Here is a 22,780-nt window from a genome sequence, read left to right as displayed (position 1 = left end):
CCCGCTGTCCGCTTCCTTCAGAAACCCGATGATCTGCTCTTCGCTATACCGCTTCTTCACGTCCGACCTCCTTCGGTCTCAGTCGGACTCTAAGCCTCCGCGCTACTCAATCAGGGGGTAACGTCGGTAGCACTGGCGCCTGACGAGGTGGCATTTGCCCAGCAGCTTCGTAAGGAGCAGCCCGGTTTGTCGCTTCCCGATTGCTTCGCACTGAGTTGCGCTCGTCGGCCGGATCACGCGCTGGTGACCGGCGACAAGCTGCTGCGCACGGAGGCCCAATCACGGCAATGCGCGGTGTATGGCTTGCTATGGATCCTCGACCAGATGGAAGTCTCAGGGAAAGTCGGCACCAATCTCCTGCACGAAGGCTTGGCGCGAATTTCGAATCATCCGCGTAGCCGACTGCCGCACGGAGAGGTGCGCGCGCGGCTGCAACGCTGGTCGCCTAACTAACCTAACCCGTCCATCGAGAGCAATGCGACGAGCATCTGCAACCCCTGCGGAGTGGCTTCGCTGGCGCCAACCTCGGTTATGTCAAGCACCAGTCAGCGTCAGCGTCTACACGGAACCTCTTGCTCGTGCCGTGAAACGGGGGAAATAGAGGACGACGCCCGCTTCGACCCGCTCGCGGGTCTTCAAGCATTCCTCCAACTCCAGCAACGCCCGCTTGCGCTCCAACCCACCCGCATAGCCAGTCAGCGCACCGCCGGCGCCGAGCACCCGGTGGCAAGGCACCACCACCGACACCGGATTGCGCCCCACGGCGGCGCCTACTGCGCGCGCGGCCGCAGGTTTACCGATGGCGTGGGCGAGTTCGCCGTAGCTGGATGTGCGGCCCGCCGGGATGCGCAGCAGCGCCTGCCACACGGCACGCTGAAAGGGTGTGCCGAACAGGTCGAGTGGCAGATCGAAGCGCGCCTGCGGGCCGGCGAAGTAGCGCTGCAATTGCAGGGCGGCTTCGCGCAGCAGCGGGTCGTCGCGGTGGTGCGGTGCGGGCAGTTCGCCCGGATGGTGCCGCTGGCCTTCGAACCACAGGCCGGCCAGGCCGCGGGTGGTGCGCGCAAGGCGTACGCGACCGAGCGGCGAGTCGATCAGCGCCTGCGCCGTGCAGGCGGTGGCGAGGGTGTCGAGGTTGCTCATGGGTCGGTCTCCTCCAGACTGTTCCACAGGCGCAGCACGGCGTAGCTGCGCCACGGCCGCCAGGCTTCGGCAAGGGCGTCGGCGCCGCGTTGATTCGCAGTGCCGAAGCGGCGCTGCATGGCCTTCAGCACCGCGACATCCCTGGGCGGAAAGGCATCCGGCCAGCCGAGCGCGCGCATGGCGATGTAGTGCGCCGTCCAGGGCCCGATGCCGGGCAGCTCGCACAGCGCGGCGATGAAGGCGTCGGGCGCGGCGGGTGGCGTCATCTGCGGTTCGAGTTTTGGCCAGGCATTGGCCAGCGCGATCAGCGCCGCGGCGCGCTGGCTCGGGATACCGAGGCTGGCCACGTCATCGAGGGTGGCGGTGCCGAGCCGCTCCGGCGCTGGAAACTGATGCATGAGCTCGGCCCAGGGCGTGGCCGTGGGTTCGCCAAAGCGCGTTACCAGCCGGCTCGCCAGCGTCCGCGCCGCGGCGACGGTGACCTGCTGGCCGAGCACCGCGCGCACGGCCACTTCGAAGGCATCGAGGCTGCCCGGCAGGCGGATGCCCGGCGCGCCCGGCAGATCGGCGAGCACGGCGTCAATGTGAGTCGGTGCGGCGTCGAGGTCGAGCCAGCGCCGCGCGGCGGCCACCACGCGGGCGCTCGCCCCCGCCAGTGTCGGCGCGAAGCGCAGCCGCACGCGGTCCCGCGCGGGTTCGAAGCGCGCCTCGATCCAGCCGGCCTCGGGGGCGATGGCGCCCGCCCGCAGCGTGCGCCGCAGGCCGAACGGGCCGACCGTTTCGATGCCGGGAATGGCGCGCTGGGCGAAAAAGCGCAGCAAGGCGGCGTGATCGAAGGGGGCGCGGTAGGCGAGCGTGATGGTCACCGCGTCGGCCGTATCGCTTGCCGGGGATTCGCGTTCGGCGGCGCCGCGCAGGCGGCTCGGGCTCATGCGGTAGCGCGCGACGAACGCCGCGTTGAAGCGGCGCAGGCTGCGAAAACCGGCGGCGAGCGCCACCTGCGCTACCGGCATCGCGCTGTCGGTCAGCAACTGCTTGGCCAGCAGCAGGCGGCGCGTTTGCAGGTATTGCATCGGCGTCACGCCGTGCTCGGCCACAAAGATGCGGCGCAGGTGCCGGTCGCTGACGCCAACGTGCGCCGCCAGCGCGGCGGCCTCGCCGCTGCCGACCTGCTCGTTCAGCGCCTGCGCCGCCTGGTGGGCCAGCGTCCGTGAGGCATCCATCACGCTCCACGGCAGGCCGGCGCCCGGCGCGATCTCGGGGCGGCACTTGAGGCAGGGTCGAAATGCTTCGGCTTCGGCCTGCGCTGGCGTCGCGAAGAAGCGGCAGTGGCGTTGCTGCGGCGTACGCACGCGGCAGATGGGGCGGCAGTAGACGCCGGTGCTGGTGACCCCAACGAACAGGCGGCCGTCGAAGCGTGCGTCGCGCGCGGCGAGGGCCTGATAGGCGGCGTCTGGATCGAGTGTCATGCCCGCCATCATAGGCCGGCGCGATCGCGGCGCTAGCCGTTTTCGGACATGCCCTTCCCTATCGCCGCATTGCGTTTTCCGCGGCGATCTTCACCATCAGTCGGGCGTTGCGGGTATCAGTCGAACGGATGCCTCAGCACGATGGTCCGCGCACGGTCGGCGCCGGTGGACACGATGTCGACCGGCACGCCGAGCAGTTCTTCCAGGCGGCGCAGGTAGCGCACGGCGTTCGGCGGCAGGTCATCGAACGTGGCGGCGGTGCTGACGCCCTGCCAGCCCGGCAGTTCCTCGTACACCGGCTCGCAGGCGGCGAGCGCGTCCGCGTCGTAGAGGCCGAACGAGCCCTCGGCACCGCGGTAGTCGGTGCAGATCTTGACCGTGTCCAGGCCGTCCATCACGTCGAGCTTGGTGATGCACAGGCCGCTGACGCCGTTCAGCTGCACGCTGCGGCGCATGGCGACGGCGTCGAACCAGCCGCAGCGGCGCGGCCGGCCGGTGGTGGCGCCGCGCTCGGCGCCGACGTCGGCCAGATGCCGGCCGACCTCGTCGAACAGCTCGGTCGGGAACGGGCCGGAGCCGACGCGCGTGGTGTACGCCTTGGTGATGCCGAGCACGTAGTTGATGCCGGTCGGGCCGACGCCGGCGCCGACCGCCGCCGCGCCGGCTATGGTGTTGGACGAGGTGACGAACGGGTAGGTGCCGTGGTCGACGTCGAGCAGCGTGCCTTGCGCGCCCTCGAACATGACCGGCTTGTCGTTGGCCATCAGGCCGTGCAGCACGCCCGGCACGTCGGCCACCAGCTCGCGCAGCGCCTCGCCCCAGGCGAGCGCGGCGTCGAGCATGGGTTTGAGTTCCAGCGCCGGGCGGCCGAAGCGCTGCGTGAGCAGGAAGTTGTACAGGTCCAGCAGCTCGGCGAGCTTGGCCTCGCAGCGCGTGGGCACCAGCAGGTCACCCATGCGCAGCGCGCGGCGGGCGACCTTGTCTTCATACGCGGGACCGATGCCGCGCCCGGTGGTGCCGATCTTGCCCTCACCGAGCGCGGACTCACGCGCCTGGTCGAGCGCCGCATGGCACGGCAGGATCAGCGGGCAGGCCGGGCTTACGCGAAGGCGCGAGCGCACGTCGACGCCGGCAGCCTCGACCTCGGCGATTTCCTTCAGCAGCGCGTCCGGCGCCAGCACCACGCCGTTGCCGATCAGGCACAGCACGCCCGGGCGCAGGATGCCGGACGGCAGCAGGTGCAGCACGGTCTTGACGCCGCCCACCACCACCGTGTGCCCGGCGTTGTGCCCGCCCTGAAAGCGCACCACCGCGGCGGCCTGCTCGGTGAGCAGGTCGACGATCTTGCCCTTGCCTTCGTCACCCCACTGGGTGCCGATCACGACGACGTTCTTCGCCATCTGTCAGTTCATCCTGCGTCTTGCAGCCGCCAGGCGCCGTCGCGGTGCACGATGCGCGCGCCGACCGGGCCCGGGTCGCTGCCGGGAAGTTCGTGGATCACGGCGCGGCCGTCGGCCCGCAGGCGTTCGATGAGCGCGGTGAGTTCGGGATCGCTCGACCAGGGTGCGAGCAGCGGCAACGCGGGCAGCGCCGGCGTGCCGAGCAGGCGCTTCAAGTCCGCGCTGAAGCCGGTCGCCGGCCGGGCGCGGCCAAACACACCGCCGACACCGTCGTAGCGCCCGCCCCAGGCCATGGCCTGCCCGTAACCCGCGCCATACGCCGCGAACACGAGGCCCGTGTGGTAGTGGTAACCGCGCAGTTCGGCAAGATCGACGAACAGCGGCAGGTCCGGCACGAAGCGCAGCAGCTCGCGCGCGATGGTGTCGAGTTCGTCGATGGCGGCGGTCACTGTAGGCGGCAGATCGTGCAGGCGCTGGCGCAGCTCTGGCAGACGATCAATCGGCCCGAAGCACTGCGGCAATTGCACGAACCAGTCGCGCGCCCGTTCGTCGAGGCCGAGCGTCGCGACGAACTCGGCGATGTCCGCCCGCGCCTTGCGCTGCAGCAGCTCGAACAGCGTGTGCTCGGCGTCCGCATCGAGCCCGGCGGCGCGGCTCAGGCCCCGGAAGATGCCGACGTGGCCAAGGTCCACGTGCACCTGCTCGTGACCCGCCGCGCGCAGCGTCGCCAGCAGCAGGCGGAGCACCTCGACGTCGCTTTCCGGTCCGCCGTGGCCGTACAGCTCGGCGCCCACCTGCATGGGGTTGCGGCAGGTGCCGGGCGCGCCCTCCTGCGCCGCGAGCACGGAGCCGAGGTAGCACAGCCGCGCCGGCGCGGGGTCCGCATTGCGCGCATCGATGCGCGCCACCTGCGGGGTGATGTCGGCGCGGATGGCGAGCAGTCGCCCGGACAGCGGGTCCGTGACCTGAAACGTCTGCTCGGCGAGATCGGCGCCGGTGCCGGTCAGCAGCGCGTCGGCGTACTCGACCAGCGGCGGCATGACGAGCTGGTAGCCCCAGGCGGCGAAGAGATCCAGCAGGCGACGGCGGGCGGCTTCGAGCGCCTGTGCCTGCGGCGGCAGCAGGTCCTCGATGCCCGGTGGCAACAACCAGCGCATGGCGCTCAGCGCACCAGCTGCAGCAGCAGCAGGCCGATCACCATGCTGACCAATCCCGCGATTCGCAGCGCGCGGTCCGGCAGCTGGCTGGTGATGGCTGCCGTGCGGCGCAGTGTGGCCGGACTCAGGAACGGCATCACGCCCTCGATGACCAGCACCAGACAGAAGGCGGCGGCGAGATCCTGCACGGCGGGCTCAGCGCACGCCCGCCGCGGCGCCGTCGAAGTAGCGGAAGAACCTGCTGTCCGGGTCCAGCACCAGCACGTCGCGGCTGTTGCCGACGCTGTGCCGGTAGGCTTCGAGGCTGCGGTAGAAGTCGAAGAACTCCGCGTCGTCGCCGATGGCCGCGGCATAGCGGGCGGCGGCCGTGGCGTCGCCCTCGCCGCGCAGGCGCTGGGCGTCGCGCTGGGCGTTGGCCAGCAGCAGCGTGCGTTCCTTGTCGGTCTGGGCACGGATGCGCTCGCCTTCCTCGGCGCCCTTGGCGCGCAACTCGGCGGCCACGCGCTTGCGCTCGGCCTCCATGCGGCTGAACACCGAGCTGCTGACCTCGGTCGGCAGGTCCACGCGCTTGATGCGCACGTCGATCACCTCGACGCCGAACTCGGCCGCGCGCTCGCTGGCGCGCTGGCGCAGGATGTCCATGATCTCGTGCCGGTCGCCGCTGACGGCGGCCTGCACGGTGCGCTTGCCGAACTCGTTGCGGGCCAGGTCGTTCACGATCTGCGCCAGGCGCGGGTTGACGTCACCGGCGCCGACGGCGACGAAAAAGCGCCGCGTGTCGGCGATGCGCCACTTCACGAACGAATCGACCACCACGTTCTTCAGTTCGCTGGTCTGGTAGCGCACCGGGCCGCGGTCGAGCGTCTGGATGCGTCCGTCGTACTTGAGCACGGTGTTGATGAACGGCACCTTCACCTTGAGCCCCGGCGGCAGGTCCGCGGCGATGACCTCGCCCAGGCGGAACAGCAGCACCCGCTCGCGCTGGTCGACGGTGTAGAAGGTGGCGTTGATCAGCGCGAGCGCGATGAGCGCGATGGCGCCGATGATGGGCAGGCGATTGCTCATGAACGGGGCTCCCGGCCGCGCACGTAGTCGCTGCGCTCGCGCGACGGCCGTATCGGCAGGCTGATGGGCGGCGGCACCGGCTCCGCCGGCGCGCCGGCCTGTGCGGACTCCGTCACCGACGGCGCCAGCAGCTTGTCGAGCGGCAGCAGCGTGACCGGGTTGCCGTCGCCGCCGAGCAGCACCTTCGGCGTGCGGCCGAGCACCTGCTCCATGGTTTCGAGGTACAGGCGCTGGCGCGTCACCTGCGGCGCGGCGCGGTACTGGGTGGCGATCTGCTCGAAGCGGGCGCCGTCACCCTCGGCGCGGGCCACGGTCTGCCCCTGGTAGGCCTCGGCGTCGGCAAGAATGCGCGCCACCTCGCCGCGGGCCCGCGGAATCACCTCGTTGCGGTAAGCCTGCGCCTCGTTGATGAGGCGCTGCTCGTCCTCGCGCGCCTTGACGGCGTCGAAGAACGCCGCCTGCACCGGCTCCGGCGGCTGCGCGTCCTGCATGTTGACCGACGTGACCTCGATGCCGGTGCCGTAGCGGTCGAGCGTTTCCTGCAGCAACACCGCCACCTGCTGGGCGACCGCGTCGCGGCCTTCGGTGAGGATGAATTCCATGCGGCTCTTGCCGACCACCTCGCGGATGGCGGACTCGGCCACCTGGGCAACGGTCAGGTCCGGATCGCGCACCTTGAACACGTAGTCGGCGGCGTCCTTGACGCGGTACTGCACGGCGAGCTTCACGTCGACGATGTTCTCGTCGGCGGTCAGCATCTGCGATTCCTGCGACACGTCGGCCTCGCCGCGCGCACCGATCTGGCCGCGGTAGCCGATCTCGGCGGTGCGAATCTCGCCGATGTTGACCTGCAGCACGCGCTCGACCGGGTACGGCAAATGCCAGCGCAGGCCGGGCGTGGTGGTGCTGGCAAATTTGCCAAAACGCAGCACCACGCCGCGCTCGCCCTCGCGCACCACGTAGAAACCGGACAGCAGCCACAGCGCCGCCAGCAGCGCCAGCACGCCAGCCCACAACGCCGGCGGTGGGCCGGCCGCGGCGCCGCCGCGGTTGTCATTGCCGCCGCCGCCAAAGCGCTTGCGCAGGCGGCGAAATACCTCATCGAGGTCCGGCGGACCGGCGTCGGCGCGCCGACCCCACGGGTCGCGATTGCCGGACCCGCCCGGTTCGTTCCAGGCCATTCATGTCTCCTTGTGCCGGGGGCCGGCGTGATGGGGCGGTTATTGTTCCACAGGTCGCGCGGCGGTCAGCAGCGGCGCGAGCCGGCCAAGGTCCTGGCGGCGGATGTCGAACGCCACCTGCCAGCCGCCGTCGGCGTCGAACTGCTCGTGCCGCACCTGGCCCAGGCTGAACACCTGCGCGCGAAGGCGCCCGTCGCAGCTCGGCAGGCGCAGGTGCTGGTGCGTGAGCGCGTCCGCGAAGCGCTCGCCGATGGCCGCGCGCAGCAGATGGAGCCCGGCACCGCTGCGTGCGGACAGCCACACGCGCTCCGGTCCGCCGGCCTCGCCGCGGCTGCGCGCGGGTTCGCGGCCGGCAAGATCAATCTTGTTCATGACCTCGATCTGCGGAATGTCGCCGGCGCCGATGTCATGCAGCACCGTGTTGACCTGCTCCAGCATCAGCTGGCGTTGATCGTCACGAGAACTGTCGACCACGTGCAGCAGCAGGCTCGCGCTGCGCACCTCCTCCAGCGTGGAGCGGAAGGCCGCCACCAGATCGTGTGGCAGGCGGCGCACGAAGCCGACCGTGTCCACCAGCACCAGCGACGGGCAGTCCGGCAGTTCCAGCCGGCGCAGGGTGGAGTCGAGGGTCGCGAACAGCAGGTCGGCGGCGAATACCTCCGACGCCGTCAGCGCATTGAACAGCGTCGACTTGCCGCTGTTGGTGTAGCCGACCAGCGCCACGGTGGGTGTGTCGCTGCGTTCGCGCTGGCGGCGGCTGTTCTGGCGCTGGCCGACCACCCGCGCCAGACGCGCTTCGAGTTGGCGCAACCGCACGCGCAGCAGGCGGCGGTCGGTTTCGAGCTGGCTCTCGCCGGGGCCACGCAGGCCAATGCCGCCCTTCTGGCGCTCGAGGTGCGTCCAGCCGCGCACGAGACGGGTCGACAGGTGTCGCAGCTGGGCCAGCTCCACCTGCAGCTTGCCTTCGTGGGAGCGGGCGCGGCGGGCGAAGATGTCCAGAATCAGGCCGATGCGATCCAGCACCTGGCACTTCAGCAGGCGTTCGAGGTTGCGCTCCTGGGAGGGGCTCAGCGCCTGGTTCAGGATGACCAGATCGGCCTGTGTGGCGGCGACCAGCTCCGCCAGTTCCGCCGCCTTGCCGCTGCCGATGAACAGCGCCGGGTCAACCTGCCCCCGACGGCAGGTGAGCGTGCCGACCACCTGCCCGCCGGTGGCGCGCGTGAGTTCCAGCGCCTCGGCGAGGTCGTCTTCCAGCGGGATATCCGCGCCCGGCAGCTCCACCGCCACCACGATGGCGCGCTGCGGCGGCGCGGCAGTGGTGCGGGCGGCGGCGCTCGGGACCGGCGCCGCCCCCAGATCGAATCCTTCGGTCGGCTTAAGAATCGCCGGCCTCCGCTTCTTCGCCTTCCACCACGGTCGGTATGCGCACCGGCTTGGCCGGCACCACGGTCGAGATGGCGTGTTTGTAGATCATCTGCGAGACGGCGTTCTTGAGCACCACCACGTACTGGTCGAATGCCTCGACGTGGCCCTGCAGCTTGATGCCGTTGACCAGGAAGATCGAAACCGGAATGTGCTCCTTGCGAAGCTGGTTCAGGAACGGATCCTGCAAGCCCTGGGATTTTTTCATTGTGTCGTCCTCGTGATGTGCCGGCGGCGACGGCTTGGCCGGCATTTTCAGTTTAGCAAAATGGGTGCCGAGGGCCGCTTACTCAAGGCCCAGACCCTTCCTTTCGACCGGACGCAATGGAGGCGGTTCAACCACCCGCCGACATCGCCGCTTCGATGAGTGCAAGAACGCGCTCAAGCAGCCTCGCGTCTGCCGGATCGAGCCACTCGCCGAGTCCATCGCCGCGCAGCCAGGTGAGCTGGCGCTTGGCGTACTGGCGGCTCGCCGTGCGGCCGGTGTCGACCAGCGTCGGGTAGTCGATCTCGCCCGCCAGGTGCGCGCAGGCCTGCCGGTAGCCGACCGCGCGCAGCGCCGGCAGCTCGCGCGCGTACCCGGCCTGCCGCAGCGCGGCGACTTCATCCAGCAAACCCGCCCGAAGCATGGCGGTGAAGCGTGCATCGACCGCGACGTACAGCGTCTGCCGCTCGGCGGGAGCGAGGATCAGGCGCAGCGCCGGCGGGTGCGCGTCGCTGTCTGCCTCGGCCTGCCAGGCGCCAAGTGGCCGGCCCGTCAAGCGGTATACCTCCAGCGCCCGGCTGATGCGCTGTCGATCGGCCGGCGCGATGCGCGCCGCGACGACAGGATCGAAACCGGCGAGTTGCGTGTGTAGCGCCGGCCAGCCGCGCGCGGCGGCTTCGTCCTCGATCGCCTCTCGCGTCGTGGCGTCGGCCGTCGGCAGTTCCGCGATGCCCCGTTCGAGCGCCCGAAAGTACAGAAACGTGCCGCCGACCAGCAGCGCGATGCGGCCGCGGGCTTCGATGTCGGCGACGAGGCGCCGCGCGTCGTCGCGGAACTGCCCGGCCGAGTACGGCTCATCGGGATTGCGGATGTCGATCAGATGGTGCGGCACGGCGGCGCGGTCGGCCGGCGTCGGCTTGGCGGTGCCGATGTCCATGCCGCGGTACACCTGCCCCGAGTCCACGCTCACGATCTCGCACGGCAGGCGTGCGGCGATGGCGAGCGCCAACGCCGACTTGCCGGCGGCGGTCGGACCCTGCAGGAAAACGGCGGGCATGGCGGGCGGATGGGCGGCGGGGCGCGCAGTGTACGGCGCGACTCGGCAATCCTGGCTGGATTTTTGCGGCAATTGCCAACACTGCACGGCATACTGCCAACGCCCCCAGCCCAGCCCCAGCGAGCACCCGCGTGAGCGATTCAAGACCAACCGCCTGCATCGTCAGCACCGGTGAGGAGGTGCTGCGGGGTGAACTTGTCGACAGCAACAGCGCCGAAATCGCCCGCCAGCTCGGCGAGGCCGGCTTCGACATTCAGCTCATGCTGACCGCCGGCGATCGGCGCGGCGATCTCGACTTCGTGCTGCGCACGTCGCTCGCGCGCGCCGACTGGGTGTTCATGACGGGCGGTCTCGGCCCGACCGAGGACGACCTCACCGCCGAGGTGGTGGCGCAGCTCGCCGGCGTCGCGCTCGAATTCGACCTGCCGAGCTGGCAGCACATCGAGCGCCGCTTTGCCGAGTTCGGCATCCCGCTCACCGACAACAACCGCAAGCAGGCGCTGTTCCCGGCCGGGGCGCGGATTCTGGAGAACCCGAACGGCACCGCGCCCGGCTTCGTCGCCACGGTGCATCTGGCCGGCGCGCAGCGGCAGGTGGTAGCGCTTCCGGGGCCACCGCGCGAAATGCAGCCCATGCTGCGCGCGCTACTGGCCGGCCTGCCGCAGGCGCGAAAAGCCACGCACAGCTTCATCCGCTTCCTGGGCATCGGCGAGTCGAGTCTTGCGAACGTGATGCGCCCCTGGGCCGAGCAACACGGCCTCGAACTCGGCTACCGGGCCATCTTTCCGGAGCTCGAACTGAAGCTCTACGACGCGAGCGCGGCGCAGATCGACGCGCTGCGGCGCTTCGTGCTGGACCGCTTCGCCGACGTGCTGGTCGACTTCAGCGCCCTGAGCACGCCCGAGCTGTGCGCGCAGTACCTGACTGAAACCGGCCAGACGCTGGCGGTGGCCGAATCCTGCACCGGCGGCCTGGTCGGCAAGATCATCACCGACCTGCCGGGCGCGTCGGCGTATTTCCTGGGCGGTGTCGTCAGCTACGCCAACAGCGCCAAGCACGATCTGCTGGGCGTGGATGAAGCCACCCTCGCCGAGCACGGCGCGGTCAGTGAGGCGGTCGCTCAGCAGATGGCGGCCGGCGTGCGCGAGCGCTTCGGGGCGGATCTCGGGCTCGCCATCACCGGCATCGCCGGCCCCGGCGGCGGCAGCGATGCCAAGCCGGTCGGCACCGTCTGGCTGGGCCGGGCGGACGGCGCCGGCAGCGTCGGCCGGCACCGGCAGTTCGTGCGCGGGCGCGAGTGGGTGCGTACCTTCGCAGCCCACGACGGCCTGCGCTGGCTGATGGCGGATTGGCTCCAGACCCGCTGGCGGGCGGCCATCGACAGTGGCTGAGTCCGCGTCCGCGGATGTGCTGGGCGGGCTGCTGGAGGACGACCCGACCGAGCGGCTTACCTGGCGGCCGTTGCTGTGGTTCACCGTTCTGCGCGTGGCCAGCGCCTGTGTGCTGTTCGGCCTGACGCAGCTCGAACGTCCGCTGCGCTGGTTTGGCACTGCCGATCCGGAGCTTTACTGGCGCGGCGCGGTTGCGTACCTGATCGGCGCAGCGGTCGGCGTCGCTCTGCTCACGCTGCGCCGGCCGCGCTTCAATCTGCAAACCACACTCGCCGTGCTGACCGACGTGGGGGCCATCACCGTACTGGTGCACGCCAGCGGTGGCCTCGTCAGCGGGCTTGGCATCCTGCTGGTCGTTGTAGTGGCCGGTGGCAGCCTGCTGGTGTCGGGACGCCTTGCGTTTCTTTACGCGGCGATGGCGAGCCTCGCGCTGCTGGCGGAGAGCGTGTACCGCGTCAACGTTGCCATGCAGATGCCTACCTACACACAGGCCGGCCTGCTTGGCGCGGCCTGCTTCGCGACGGCGGGCATGGCGTTCGAGATGGCGCGCCGGGCCCGCCGCGGCACGGCGCTCGCCAGCAGCCGGCGCAGCGAGATCATGGCGCTGGCGCGCCTGAACACCGAAATCATCCAGCGCATGCAAACCGGCGTGCTGGTGGTCGACCCCCAGCAGCGCATCCGGCTCGTCAATGGCTCAGCGGCGCGGCTGCTCGGCCGCCGGCTCGCCCCCGGTGACCAGTTGCACCAGGTGGCCCCGACGCTGCATGACGTCCTGCTGCGCTGGCAGGCGGGCTGGGAACCAGGCCCCGCCGCCGCCGACCTTTGGACGCCGCGGTTTGCGCCATTGGGACGCGGAGCAGAGGCGGATCTGCTGGTCTTTCTCGACGACACTGGAGCGCTGAACCAGCAGGCGCAGTTGCTTAAGCTGGCGTCGCTCGGCCGCCTCGTCGCGAGCATCGCCCACCAGGTGCGAAACCCGCTCGGCGCCATCAGTCATGCCGCCCAGTTGCTGGCGGAAGACGCCGCGCTTTCATCCGAGCACAAGCAGCTGACGTCCATCCTGCTGCGCCAGAGCGACAGGGTGAACCGCATCATCGAGGAGGTGCTGGCACTCGGCCGCCCGCAGACTGTGGATACCGAAGTGCTGGATTTGAAGCCGTGGCTTGAGAAGGTCATCGACGCCCATTGCTCCAGTCACGGTGTGGCGCCCGAGATCATCCGTAGAGAGATGGCGCCGGATCTCGCCACCCGCGCCGCGCCGGGCCAGTTGCAGCAGGTGATCGACAACGTGCTCGACAATGCACTGCGTCACTCCAGGCGGGCCCCGGCGCCCAAGGTGACCGTGCGCGCCCGTGCCTCGGCCACGCGCGAACGGCCGATCATCGAGATCGAAGACCGCGGCCCCGGCGTGCCGGCAGCCGAGCGCGACAAGCTGTTCGAGCCCTTTCACACCAGCCGTGCCGACGGCACCGGGCTTGGCCTGTTCATGGCGCGCGAGCTGTGCGCCGCCAATCAGGCGCACATCGAGTATTACGAACCGGCGGCCGGCGGGGCGGGCTTTCGCATCCTGCTGGCCGACCGCCGCCGCCGACAATTGACATGAACGCCAACACCGAACCGCGGGTGCTGATCGTCGACGACGAGCCCGACCTGTGCGAACTGCTCGCCATCACCCTGCGCGGCATGGACCTGGCGAGCGACAGCGCCGGCAACCTGGCCGATGCCAAGCGGGCGCTGGCGGCCGGCACGTACCGCCTGTGCCTGTGCGATCTGCGCCTGCCGGACGGCAGCGGGCTCGAACTGATCGAACACATCCAGCGCACGCAGGGGCAGCTGCCGGTGGCCATGATCACCGCCCACGGCGATGTCGGCGCCGCCGTGGCGGCGATGAAGGCGGGCGCCTTCGACTTCGTGAACAAACCCGTCAACGTGCACACGCTGCGCGGCCTGATCGACACGGCGCTGCGCCTGTCGCGGGTGCGCGCCGAACCGGCCGGCCTGCCGACGCTGATCGGCGACTCGCCGGCCATGCAGGCGCTGCGCACCACGGTCGCCAAGCTGGCGCGCAGCCAGGCGCCGGTGTTCATCCGCGGCGAGTCCGGCGTCGGCAAGGAGCGCGTGGCGCGGCTGATCCACGCCCAGGGACCGCGCGCCAGTGGGCCGTTCGTGCCGGTCAACTGCGGCGCCATCCCGGAACATCTGCTCGAAAGCGAGCTGTTCGGACACGTCAAGGGCAGCTTCACGGGCGCCACGCACGACCGCGAAGGCCTGTTCCAGAGCGCCGCCGGCGGCACGCTGTTCCTGGACGAAATCGGCGCCGTGCCGCCGGCCATGCAGGTCAAGCTGCTGCGGGCGCTCCAGGAACGCGCCGTGCGCCCGGTCGGCGCGCGCCAGGAGTCGCCGGTGGACGTGCGCGTGCTGAGCGCCACGCACGAGGACCTGGCCGCCCTGCTGCGCGACGGGCGCGTGCGGCAGGACTTCTACTACCGCATCAATGTCATCGAAGTAACAGTGCCGCCGCTGCGCGAGCGCGCCGGCGACATCCCGGCGCTGGCGGCCGATCTGCTGGCGCGCATCGCTGGCGGCGAGCGCCTGACGCTGACGCCGGCGGCGCTCGCGGCGCTGGCCGACTACCCGTTCCCGGGCAACGTGCGTGAGCTCGAAAACATCCTGGAACGGGCAGCGGCGCTGTGCGACGGCACGCACATCGACGCGGGGGATCTGCACCTGCCATCGGGCAACGACGCCGCCTCGACGCCCAACGGCAATGGCGACGATCTGGACGCCGAACTCGACGGCGTGGAGCGCGCGCACATCGCGGCGGCGCTGGAAGCCACCCGCTACAACCGCACCGCCGCCGCCGCGCGTCTCGGTCTCACGCTGCGCCAGTTGCGTTACCGCATGGCCAAGCTCGGCCTGGGCTGAGCAGGGCGCGAAGCCCCGCCGCGAATCGCTCCCGCAAGCGCTCGATTTCAATCCTCATTCGGCCCGAGGGCGGGCCTCCCGCAAGATCGATTCACTGTGGGAGCGGCGCCCTCGCCGCGAATCCCGCCCCCAAGCACCGTCCCGGTGGCGGCGCGCTGACCCGCCTAAACGCCCGCGGCGCGACGGCAGAACGACGCCACCTGCACCACGGCCTGCTCCAGCAGCGCGTTTGCGGCCAACACGCCGCCCGCCGCGTCCTCGCTCGGCGCGGCCTGCTCCAGACGCAGCGTTTCGCTGCCCAGCAGCCGGCGCTCGCGCACGTCCACCAACTGCACGCGCAGCACCAGGCGCACGCGGCTCGGCGCGCCGGTGAAATCCTGCTCGAAACGGACCAGGTCAGTCAGCAGCCGGTAGTCCGGTCTGGCCCCGCTGCCAGGTGCGACCAGGCTTGCGCCGCCCGCCGCGAGGCCATCCAGCAGCGCCTGCTCGATGAGCCGCGCGGGGCGGTCCACCCAGCGCTGACGGGCGAAGTAGCGCAGCTCGTGCGCCGTGGTGCGGTAGGCCATGGCGGGACTGCCGTAACCCGGCGCGGCGGTCGGCGCCGCGACTTGCAGCGTACGTGCGGCCGGCAGCGGTACCGGCACGGACACCTGCGCCGGCAGCGCGAGCGTGTGGGTCACATCCTCCGGCGGTGCGGACACCGGCAGGGAGCAGCCGGCCAGCAGCAGGCTCGCGACCATGCAAAGACGCTTCATTCTTTTCATCATTCCTCGCCTGGGCCGGGCTCGCGCCGCGGCGGGCCGAGCAGCAGCATTTGCGGGTTGGCGTTAAGGCGCGCGCCAAGATCGCCGAGACTGCCGGCCGCGCCGCCCAGATCGTCCACCAGCCGCTCCACCTGCGGCAGCAGCACGCCGGCGGTGTATTCGAGCTGGCGGCGGCTGTCGCGGGCGGTGCTGCCCACCTCCTCGCCGGTGCGTTGCAGGGTGCTGAGCAGCTGGTCGGTGCGGTCGAGCACCGCCTCGACCCGCGGCGCGAGCTGCGGCAACGCCTCGGCGGCCTGGGCGCCGCTCGCCGCCATGCGCTCAAGGTTGCCGATCGCGCCATCGAGGCGCGCGCTCTGCGCGGCGAGGTTGCCGGTGATCTGCTCGGTATTGGCCAGAATGGCGCCGATGGCGTGGGCGTTGTCCTCGTTCAGGATCACCAGCAGGCGCTGGCTCGCCTGATCGAGCGTCTTCATCGCCAGGCTCAGCGCCGTGTCGAGGCGGTTCATGAGGGACGGCTGCATCGCAATCACCGGGTAGCGGCTGCCGGGCGTGTGCTCCAGCGCCGGGGCGTCCCGGCTGCCGCCGGTCAGCTCCAGCGAGCCGAGCCCGGTCAGACCCTGCATGGCGATGGTGGCGACGGTGTCGGTCTTGATGGGCGCCTCGGCACGGATGCGCAGCGTCAGGCGCACGCGCGTGGGGTCGTCCGGGTCGAGCTCGATGCCGGCCACGCGGCCGACGTCGACGCCACGGTAGGTCACGGCCGACGACAGGCCGAGCGCCGCCACCGACTCCTCGGTGTAGGCGTGGTAAAGCTGAAACTCGCCCCGCTCGCGCCCGGAACCGAGCCACAGCCCGAGCACGAGCAGCGCCGCACCCAGCACCAGCACAAACGCGCCGACCGCGGCGTAGCCTACGCGGGCCTGCATGGGGAACCTCCGTAGTCACGCGGCGCGGCGGCGAAATAAGCGCGAATTTCGGGCTGATCGGACTGCGCAAGCTGCGCCACGGGCGCGACTGCCAGCAGTGCACCGCGACCCAGGAACGCCACCCGATCGCTGACGCGCGCGATGGAATCGAGGTCGTGCGTCACCATCACCACGGTCAGGCCCATCAGCTCGCGCAGCCCGGCCAGCAGGTCGTCGAGCCCCGCCGACGTGACCGGGTCCAGACCCGCCGACGGTTCGTCCAGAAACAGCAGCTCCGGGTCCAGCGCCAGCGCACGGGCCAGCGCAGCGCGCTTGATCATGCCGCCGCTGAGCTCACCCGGAAACTTGTGCGCCGCCTCGGCCGGCAGGCCCGCGAGACCAACGCGCAGCATGGCGAGTTCCCGCCGGCTGGACGGATCGAGCGCCGTGTACTCGGCCAGCGGCAGGCAGATGTTGTCGAGCACGCTCAGGCCCGTGAACAGCGCGCCGTGCTGAAACAGGATGCCGATGCGCCGGCGCAGCGCGCGCAGACCGGCCGCATCGAGCGTCGCCGCGTCCTCACCGAGCACCGTCAACTGCCCCGCCGCCGGCGCCTGCAGCAGGCTCAGCGTGCGCAGCAGCACGGTCTTGCCGGAGCCACTGCCACCGACCAGCGCCAGCACCTCGCCGCGCCGCACGCAAAGCGCAAGATCGCGATGCAGCACGCGGGTGCCGGCCAGCGTGGCGAGCCCCTGCGCCTCGATGGCGGCGGCGCCGCTCATAGCCCCACCACCTGAAACAGCACCGAGAACACGGCGTCCGCGACGATCACGAGAAAAATGCTCTGCACCACGCTGACCGTCGTCTCGCGGCCGATGCTTTCGGCGCTGTGGCCAACCTGAAAGCCCCGGTGACAGGCCACGGCCGCGACGATGAGTGCGAACACCGGCGCCTTGATGAGACCCACCCAGAACGTGCTCGGCGCAAACGTGTCCGGCAGACGGGTCAGGAAATCTCGATAACCGACCCCGTACAGGCCGTCCGCCACCACCATGCCGCCAGCGATCCCCATCGCCGACGAATACAGCGTCAGCAGCGGCAGCGCGATCACCAGCCCGATCAGCTTGGGAATGACCAGCATCTCGATCGGCGCGATGCCGATGCTGCGCAGCGCGTCGAGTTCCTCGGTGATGCGCATGGTGCCGATCTCGGCCGTGTAGGCCGAGCCCGTGCGGCCGGCGACGATGATGGCCGCAAGCAGCGGCCCCATCTCGCGCAGCATGGTGACCGCGACCAGGTTCACCACCAGCACGTTGGCGCCGAAGGCCCTGAGCGGCTCACCGGCCTGGTAGGTGATGACCACGCCCATCAGAAACGCCAGCAGGCCGAGGATCGGCAGCGCCCGCACGCCGGCGGCGTCGATTTCCTGCACCAGGCGCGCCCAGCGCATGCGCCGGCGCCGCTCGGCCACCAGGCGGCCGACGAAGTCGAGAAAATGCCGCGTTTCCGCCAGGCGCCCGACCACCGTTCGGCCGAGGGTGTCCAGCCAGCCACGGGCGTGGGCCGGCCGCGACGGACCTGCCGGCAGGCGGGCGCGCACCAGTTCCAACAGGGCGGCGTGGGGTGGCGCGAGCGCGGCCAGATCAAGCCGCGACCCGGCGCGGTCGGCGGCCTGTGCGAGGCGGTGCAGCGCCCAGGCCCCGGCAGTATCCAGGCGCCCCACGGCCGTCGTGTCGAGCGTCCAGTTGCCGACGTGCGGCCAGCTTTGCCAGTGCGCCTCAAGCGCGTCCACTGAGCACACCGTCCAGTCCCCCGCGGCGCGCAGCACGTGCGCTGCCGGGTCAGCCACCAGGCTGGCCGGCGCCGGCACGGCGACTCAGCGGTGCGGCGGTGGCGCGTACTCGGCCAGCGCCTGCCGGAACTGCTGCACCGCCGGCGGAGTGCTGAACACGCGGTTCTCGAACACGTCCCAGGACGACACGTGGCCGCCGTACGCCGCGGCACTGGCGTCGTCGTCGGGTTGCAGCACCGCCCCTTCGAGCGCCAGACCGGCGAACAGGCCGCGGCTGCGCGAGTAGGAATAGATCTCCGCCTTGAGCTGCGCGTCGGTGGCGGCCGAGGCCTGGCGGCCGACCGGGCCCGCGGCGATCGCCGCATCGGCGCCAAGCGTGACCTTGCCGGAAGCGAGGTTCTCCACGCCGCGACGGGTCTTGAATACCAGGATGATGTCCGTCGACTGGGCGCCGATCTGCCAGCCTATGCTGCCGCCGGCAAGGGTGATGAACGCCGGATTGCTCCAGCCGCTGTCCTGGCGCACGGCGATCACGCCCTTGCCCCAGCGCCCGCCGACCACGAAGCCGGCCTTGATGACGCCGGGGATCACGGCAATACCGTAGGCGTCCGCCAGCAGTTCCGGCGGAATGGCGTTCTCGGGGATCTCGCTGATCTGGTGCAGCACGTCGGTCGCCGAGCGCAGGCGGTCATCCTCCGCCTGCCCGGCGCTCACGACGCCCGTCAGCACCAGCGGCAGAAACAGCAGCAGTGCAAACAGTTGCAAGAAACGTCGGTTCATTCGGTCACCCCTGCGCAGGAATTGAAACGGCACGTCGGCGGCGTTGTGGCCGCTGCCGATGGCGGCGGCAATGATGGCACACGCCAGCCGGCGCCCCGAAACGCTGCGCCTATAATCGCTGCCTGGCCTGACGCCCGTTCAGGCACCGAATCAACCCCGAGGAGATGCTCCATGAAGGCGATCGAGATTTCCGAATTTGGCGTGGCCAGGCTGGCCGTCGTGGAGCGCCCCGACCCGCAGCCCGGCCCGGGCCAGGTGCTGGTGCGCGTGCGCGCGGTGTCGCTGAATTTTCGGGACCTGATGACCGTGCAGGGCCAGTACAACCCGCGCCAGAGACTGCCGCTGATCCCGCTGTCGGATGGCGCCGGGGAAGTGGTGGCGGTCGGTGCCGGCGTGCGCCGCTTCAAGCCCGGCGACCGCGTGGCGGCGATCTTTGCGCAGAAGTGGCTGGGTGGCGAGGCAACGCCGGCCGCGCGCGGCTCGACGCTCGGCGGCCCCGGCGACGGCATGGCGGCGGAACTGGTGGCGCTCGACGAGGACGGCCTGTTGGCGATTCCGGAGCATCTATCGTTCGAGCAGGCGGCCACGCTGCCCTGCGCCGGCGTCACGGCCTGGAACGCCGTCGTCGTGCAAGGGCAGGTCAAGCCCGGCGACACCGTGCTCGCGCTCGGCACCGGCGGCGTGTCGCTGTTCGCGCTGCAATTCGCCAAGGCGGCCGGCGCGCGGGTCATCATCACCTCGAGCAGCGACGAGAAGCTCGCCCGCGCCAAGGCGCTCGGCGCCGATCACGGCGTGAACTACGCGACCGACCCCGACTGGGACAAGGCCGTGCTGGCGCTCACCGACAAGGCGGGCGTGGATCAGGTGGTCGAGGTCGGCGGCGCCGGCACGATTGGCAAGTCCATCAACGTGGCGCGCCTGGGCGGGACCATCACCATCATCGGCGTGCTGGCCGGCAACGCGACTGAAATGGACCTGCGCCCGGTGCTGATGAAGGGCCTGCGCCTGCACGGCGTGTTCGTCGGCCCGCGCGAGATGTTCGAGGCCATGAACCGCGCCATCACCACGCACCGCATCGAGCCCGTGATCGACCGCGTGTTCGAGCGCGAGCAGATTCGCGACGCCTTCGAGCACATGGCCTCCGGACGGCACTTCGGTAAGATCGTGGTGCGGATGTGAACCTGTCCGCAACACGGGAGCCGTGGACTCGGCCACAGTCTCGACCCGTTCCGGCACGCCCTTTCAAACACCACGCCCAGGGAGCCTTCAATGATCAATAACAAGCTAGCGACCACTCTTGTCGGCCTGGCCGCGCTGTCGGTCGCCGGCTGTGCATCGACGCAGACCCAGCTCGGCACCGGCGGCAGCATGGTCACCGGCTCGGCCGGCGCCGCTGGCGCGCAGGGCTCGGCACCGCAGCTGACGCGCTGCGCCTCGCCGATCGGTACCGCCGCACTGATCGAGCAGGACAACCCGATGCTGGCGCAGGCCGGCCTCACCAGCCCGATCCCGCTGCTGCGCATCATGATGGCGCAGAGCAACTGCTTCCAGGTGGTGGACCGCGGCCAGGCCAGCGAGGCCCTGCAACGCGAGCGCGCCATGGCTTCCGCCGGGGAGCTGCAAAGCGGCAGCAACATGGGCGCCGGCCAGATGAAGGCGGCCGACTTCCTGATCACGCCGAACGTGGTGTTCAAGGACGCCAACGCCGGCGGCGGCGGCGCGGGTCTCGGAGCGCTGATCCCCGGCATCGGTGGCGCCATCGCCGGCGGCATCCGCTGGACCAACATGGAGTCCCAGGTCACGCTGTTCCTGACCAACGTGCGCACCGGCGTGCAGGAAGCCGCCGCCGAGGGCAGCGCCAGCAAGCGTGATCTTGGCTTCGGCGGGCTTGCCTTCGGCGGGCTGGTCGGCGCCGGTGGCGGTGCCTACGCCAGCACCGACATCGGCAAGATCGTGTCCGCTGCGTTCCTGGACGCCCACAACAAGCTGGTGGCGCAGGTTCAGGCCACGCAGCCGGCCGCGACCCGTCCGTCGGCGTCGAACTACATGACGCTGCAAGACGTCAACATGCGCTCGGGGCCGTCCACGCAGTCACCGGTCGTGATGCTGGTGCCCAAGGGCACGCCGGTGTCGCCCAACGGCGAGAAGCAGGGCGCCTGGTGGGGTGTGGAAGCGAACGGCCGCAGCGGCTGGATCCACAGCGACTACATCACGCGCTGATCGCGACGCGGGCCGCAATGCCCGCGCTTGCCCAACAAAAAAGCCCGCCGGCAAACCTGGCGGGCTTTTTTTTGCCGGCGCCGTGATCGGCCCGGCCGGCCCTCACACCCGCAGCAGTCGCGCCACCTCGGGCACCTCGCGAAGCCGCGCCAGCTCTTCGTCACTGGGCAGCACCGGCCGGTCGCGCTCGCGACTCACCACGCACAGAAAACCGAGCGACTCACCGGCGTCGGCGTGGAACTGGTGGAAACACTGCGGCGCCACGTACACACAGTCGCCGGCTTCAACGGCGTGCAGCCGATCACCCAGGATGACGGTGCCCCGCCCGCGCAGGATGACCACCGCGTGGGGATGCTGGTGCCGTTCGAGGGTGGAGTAACCGCCGGCCTGCACCTCGAAGTAGCGCACCAAAAAGTCGAGCTCCGCCTCCCTGGGCGCGTCGCCCATCAGGGTGCGGCGCGTGATGTCGCGAAACGGACTGCCATCGTTCTTGTAGGCCAGCAGCGGCACGTCGGGCCAGGTCAAGCCCTCGCCTCGGACGACGCGCGATGCGTGACTCACGGCGCGGCCTCCTCGACCGCCCGGCGCAGGGCAGCCGCACCGGCGGCAAGGTCACCCTGCGCGTACAGGCTGCCGCCAATCAGCAGCATCGTGTCCGGCCCGTACCGCCGCGCCCACTCGGCCGCCGACTGCACGCTCATGCCGCCCGCGGGCGTCGGCAGGCTGGCCCGCAGCGCGCCGAGCGGCCGGCGCAGGTGCCGATTCAGGCGCGCACAAACGGCGCCGGAAAAATCGAACCGGCCGCCGGTGTTCGGGTAGATGACGGCGTCCGCGCCGGCGAGGCGAAACAGATCGCCCAGCACCAGCTCCGGCGCCATGCCGGCGCCGCGCCCGAACAGGCTGCCGGTCAGCGCCGGATGGGCGAGCATGGCGAGCCCGTAGTCGTCGCGAATAAAGCGCAACGTATCCAGCCCGACCAGCCACGGGCTGATCAGCACGCCGCGGCAACCGGCCGCCTTGGCCGCGTCGAGCCGATGCGGCAGCTCACGAGCCGGCGCGGTCACGTTTGGAAAGTACAGCGCCCGGGTGCCGGCGCCGGCGTTGGCCCGCTCGACCGCCTCCCGGCAGCGCGCCAGGCGCTCCGCAAACGGTGCCGCGGGCTGATCGGCGAGGCCGTGATCGTCCTTGATGATGTCGATGCCGCCGCGCGCGAACGCCTCGCAGCGCCGCGCGAGCTCGCGCGCGGTGAGGCCCATCGGCTTCAGCGCCGTGCACAGCAACGGCCGACCGTGCGCCCCGGTGAGCTCACGCAGGCCAGACGCGCCGTGACCCGGGCCACCGAACGCGTCGAGCAGCGCCGCTGGCCAGTCGATGCCGACAATGCGGATGCCGGGTTTCAGCGAAATGTTGCCGAACAGCAGGTTGAGACACTGCGGCAGGTCGGCGCCGATAGCCCCGATGGGGTACGACAGCGTCACCCGGGCGGCCCGAGAACCCGTCTGGCACACCGCCTCGACACGGCCGGTCATCCGCTCGGCTAGGTCCGCCTCCAGCAGCGCCCGGGGCAGCTCCACGGTTTGCTCAAGGCCAATCAGGGCGGCCTTCAGGGCAGCGTCCTCGCCGCGCGCCAGGGTCAGCGCGTAGTGCACGCCGAGCCGGCCATCCGCGCGCAGGCCCGGCTGCGCCTCGGCGTCCGGCGCAAGCGCCGGGGTGCGCGCACCGACCGTGGCGCCGACGCGCCAACTGGGGATAGCGGACATGGGAACTCGATCAAGGGGCGGGCCGGTGATTTTATCCCACCGCTCAACGCCCTCACCGAACGGCGCTGACCGCTTGCCGAGGCCCGAAATACCAGTTACACAAGCGCGGTCCAGGCTTGTCGAATGGTTGTTTTTTGCGTCGGGTCA

General features: G+C 70.6%; 23 protein-coding genes. 6 read left to right on the top strand and 17 right to left on the bottom strand.

Annotated features, from left to right (window positions below; translation table 11 throughout):
- Positions 1-243 precede the first annotated feature (243 nt).
- Positions 244-453, top strand: coding sequence for a hypothetical protein (locus tag AB7F93_RS07975; protein WP_428302364.1), 210 nt, complete (start codon positions 244-246; stop codon positions 451-453).
- 105 nt (positions 454-558) lie between these two features.
- On the opposite strand, the gene AB7F93_RS07970 is transcribed toward AB7F93_RS07975, so the two are convergent.
- The 10 genes from AB7F93_RS07970 to miaA form a co-directional block, all read right to left on the bottom strand.
- A complete protein-coding gene (locus tag AB7F93_RS07970; RefSeq protein WP_428302363.1) occupies positions 559-1,140 on the bottom strand; it encodes a methylated-DNA--[protein]-cysteine S-methyltransferase in 582 nt (193 codons plus the stop codon).
- The gene (locus tag AB7F93_RS07965; protein ID WP_428302362.1) at positions 1,137-2,609 is read right to left on the bottom strand and encodes an AlkA N-terminal domain-containing protein; all 1,473 of its coding nucleotides are present in this window, start codon (positions 2,607-2,609) and stop codon (positions 1,137-1,139) included. Before AB7F93_RS07965 ends, AB7F93_RS07970 begins: the two co-directional genes overlap by 4 nt.
- 116 nt (positions 2,610-2,725) lie before the next feature.
- The gene (locus AB7F93_RS07960) at positions 2,726-4,009 is read right to left on the bottom strand and encodes an adenylosuccinate synthase (RefSeq protein WP_428302361.1); all 1,284 of its coding nucleotides are present in this window, start codon (positions 4,007-4,009) and stop codon (positions 2,726-2,728) included.
- Positions 4,010-4,017: 8 nt separating this feature from the next.
- The gene (locus tag AB7F93_RS07955) at positions 4,018-5,166 is read right to left on the bottom strand and encodes an ATP phosphoribosyltransferase regulatory subunit (RefSeq protein ID WP_428302360.1); all 1,149 of its coding nucleotides are present in this window, start codon (positions 5,164-5,166) and stop codon (positions 4,018-4,020) included.
- Positions 5,167-5,171: 5 nt separating this feature from the next.
- Positions 5,172-5,354 (bottom strand): DUF2065 domain-containing protein, encoded by a 183-nt coding sequence (locus AB7F93_RS07950; RefSeq protein ID WP_428302359.1) that lies wholly within the window; start codon positions 5,352-5,354, stop codon positions 5,172-5,174.
- A gap of 7 nt (positions 5,355-5,361) precedes the next feature.
- Positions 5,362-6,231 (bottom strand): protease modulator HflC, encoded by an 870-nt coding sequence (gene hflC / locus AB7F93_RS07945; protein ID WP_428302358.1) that lies wholly within the window; start codon positions 6,229-6,231, stop codon positions 5,362-5,364.
- The gene (gene hflK / locus AB7F93_RS07940) at positions 6,228-7,412 is read right to left on the bottom strand and encodes an FtsH protease activity modulator HflK (RefSeq protein ID WP_428302357.1); all 1,185 of its coding nucleotides are present in this window, start codon (positions 7,410-7,412) and stop codon (positions 6,228-6,230) included. Before hflK ends, hflC begins: the two co-directional genes overlap by 4 nt.
- Before the next feature lie 39 nt (positions 7,413-7,451).
- Positions 7,452-8,705 (bottom strand): ribosome rescue GTPase HflX, encoded by a 1,254-nt coding sequence (gene hflX / locus AB7F93_RS07935; protein WP_428302367.1) that lies wholly within the window; start codon positions 8,703-8,705, stop codon positions 7,452-7,454.
- Between the two features lie 82 nt (positions 8,706-8,787).
- Entirely contained in the window at positions 8,788-9,042 is a 255-nt protein-coding gene (gene hfq, locus AB7F93_RS07930) for an RNA chaperone Hfq (protein WP_428302356.1), read from the bottom strand.
- A gap of 127 nt (positions 9,043-9,169) precedes the next feature.
- Positions 9,170-10,096: a tRNA (adenosine(37)-N6)-dimethylallyltransferase MiaA gene (gene miaA, locus AB7F93_RS07925; protein WP_428302355.1), complete on the bottom strand. Its 927-nt coding sequence runs from the start codon at positions 10,094-10,096 to the stop codon at positions 9,170-9,172.
- A 131-nt stretch (positions 10,097-10,227) separates the two neighbouring features.
- Here miaA and AB7F93_RS07920 point away from each other — a divergent pair, with 131 nt between their 5' ends.
- Genes AB7F93_RS07920 through AB7F93_RS07910 form a run of 3 tightly spaced genes read left to right on the top strand, consistent with a single transcriptional unit; the run spans position 10,228 to position 14,412 of the window.
- A complete protein-coding gene (locus tag AB7F93_RS07920) occupies positions 10,228-11,487 on the top strand; it encodes a CinA family nicotinamide mononucleotide deamidase-related protein (protein ID WP_428302354.1) in 1,260 nt (419 codons plus the stop codon).
- The gene (locus AB7F93_RS07915) at positions 11,480-13,090 is read left to right on the top strand and encodes an ATP-binding protein (protein ID WP_428302353.1); all 1,611 of its coding nucleotides are present in this window, start codon (positions 11,480-11,482) and stop codon (positions 13,088-13,090) included. Before AB7F93_RS07920 ends, AB7F93_RS07915 begins: the two co-directional genes overlap by 8 nt.
- Positions 13,087-14,412: a sigma-54-dependent transcriptional regulator gene (locus AB7F93_RS07910; protein ID WP_428302352.1), complete on the top strand. Its 1,326-nt coding sequence runs from the start codon at positions 13,087-13,089 to the stop codon at positions 14,410-14,412. Before AB7F93_RS07915 ends, AB7F93_RS07910 begins: the two co-directional genes overlap by 4 nt.
- Before the next feature lie 164 nt (positions 14,413-14,576).
- Here the strand turns inward: AB7F93_RS07910 and AB7F93_RS07905 are convergent, their stop codons facing one another.
- Genes AB7F93_RS07905 through AB7F93_RS07885 form a run of 5 tightly spaced genes read right to left on the bottom strand, consistent with a single transcriptional unit; the run spans position 14,577 to position 18,653 of the window.
- On the bottom strand, positions 14,577-15,167 hold the full coding sequence (locus AB7F93_RS07905; protein WP_428302351.1) for an ABC-type transport auxiliary lipoprotein family protein: 591 nt from the start codon (positions 15,165-15,167) through the stop codon (positions 14,577-14,579).
- 8 nt (positions 15,168-15,175) lie between these two features.
- A complete protein-coding gene (locus AB7F93_RS07900) occupies positions 15,176-16,102 on the bottom strand; it encodes an MlaD family protein (RefSeq protein WP_428302350.1) in 927 nt (308 codons plus the stop codon).
- The gene (locus tag AB7F93_RS07895; protein ID WP_428302349.1) at positions 16,087-16,863 is read right to left on the bottom strand and encodes an ABC transporter ATP-binding protein; all 777 of its coding nucleotides are present in this window, start codon (positions 16,861-16,863) and stop codon (positions 16,087-16,089) included. Before AB7F93_RS07895 ends, AB7F93_RS07900 begins: the two co-directional genes overlap by 16 nt.
- Positions 16,860-17,951, bottom strand: coding sequence for an ABC transporter permease (locus AB7F93_RS07890; RefSeq protein ID WP_428302348.1), 1,092 nt, complete (start codon positions 17,949-17,951; stop codon positions 16,860-16,862). The genes AB7F93_RS07895 and AB7F93_RS07890 overlap by 4 nt, the downstream gene beginning before the upstream one ends.
- A 6-nt stretch (positions 17,952-17,957) precedes the next feature.
- Positions 17,958-18,653 carry a lipid-binding SYLF domain-containing protein gene (locus AB7F93_RS07885; RefSeq protein ID WP_428302347.1) on the bottom strand — a complete coding sequence of 232 codons (696 nt, stop codon included), beginning with the start codon at positions 18,651-18,653 and terminating at the stop codon, positions 17,958-17,960.
- 171 nt (positions 18,654-18,824) lie between these two features.
- Here AB7F93_RS07885 and AB7F93_RS07880 point away from each other — a divergent pair, with 171 nt between their 5' ends.
- Together AB7F93_RS07880 and AB7F93_RS07875 are read left to right on the top strand one after the other, a co-directional pair.
- The gene (locus tag AB7F93_RS07880; protein WP_428302346.1) at positions 18,825-19,832 is read left to right on the top strand and encodes a zinc-dependent alcohol dehydrogenase family protein; all 1,008 of its coding nucleotides are present in this window, start codon (positions 18,825-18,827) and stop codon (positions 19,830-19,832) included.
- Positions 19,833-19,922: 90 nt separating this feature from the next.
- The gene (locus AB7F93_RS07875; RefSeq protein ID WP_428302345.1) at positions 19,923-20,873 is read left to right on the top strand and encodes an SH3 domain-containing protein; all 951 of its coding nucleotides are present in this window, start codon (positions 19,923-19,925) and stop codon (positions 20,871-20,873) included.
- A gap of 102 nt (positions 20,874-20,975) precedes the next feature.
- Here the strand turns inward: AB7F93_RS07875 and AB7F93_RS07870 are convergent, their stop codons facing one another.
- Positions 20,976-21,398, bottom strand: a complete 423-nt coding sequence (locus tag AB7F93_RS07870; protein WP_428302344.1) for a cupin domain-containing protein — start codon at positions 21,396-21,398, stop codon at positions 20,976-20,978.
- 32 nt (positions 21,399-21,430) lie between these two features.
- A complete protein-coding gene (locus AB7F93_RS07865) occupies positions 21,431-22,633 on the bottom strand; it encodes a RuBisCO large subunit C-terminal-like domain-containing protein (RefSeq protein ID WP_428302343.1) in 1,203 nt (400 codons plus the stop codon).
- Positions 22,634-22,780 lie beyond the last annotated feature (147 nt).

This window comes from Immundisolibacter sp. (genome assembly GCF_050250495.1).
Lineage (GTDB): Bacteria > Pseudomonadota > Gammaproteobacteria > Immundisolibacterales > Immundisolibacteraceae > Immundisolibacter.
The sequence above is the reverse complement of the archived record's forward strand: the minus strand, read 5'-3'. Positions and strand labels throughout refer to the sequence as shown.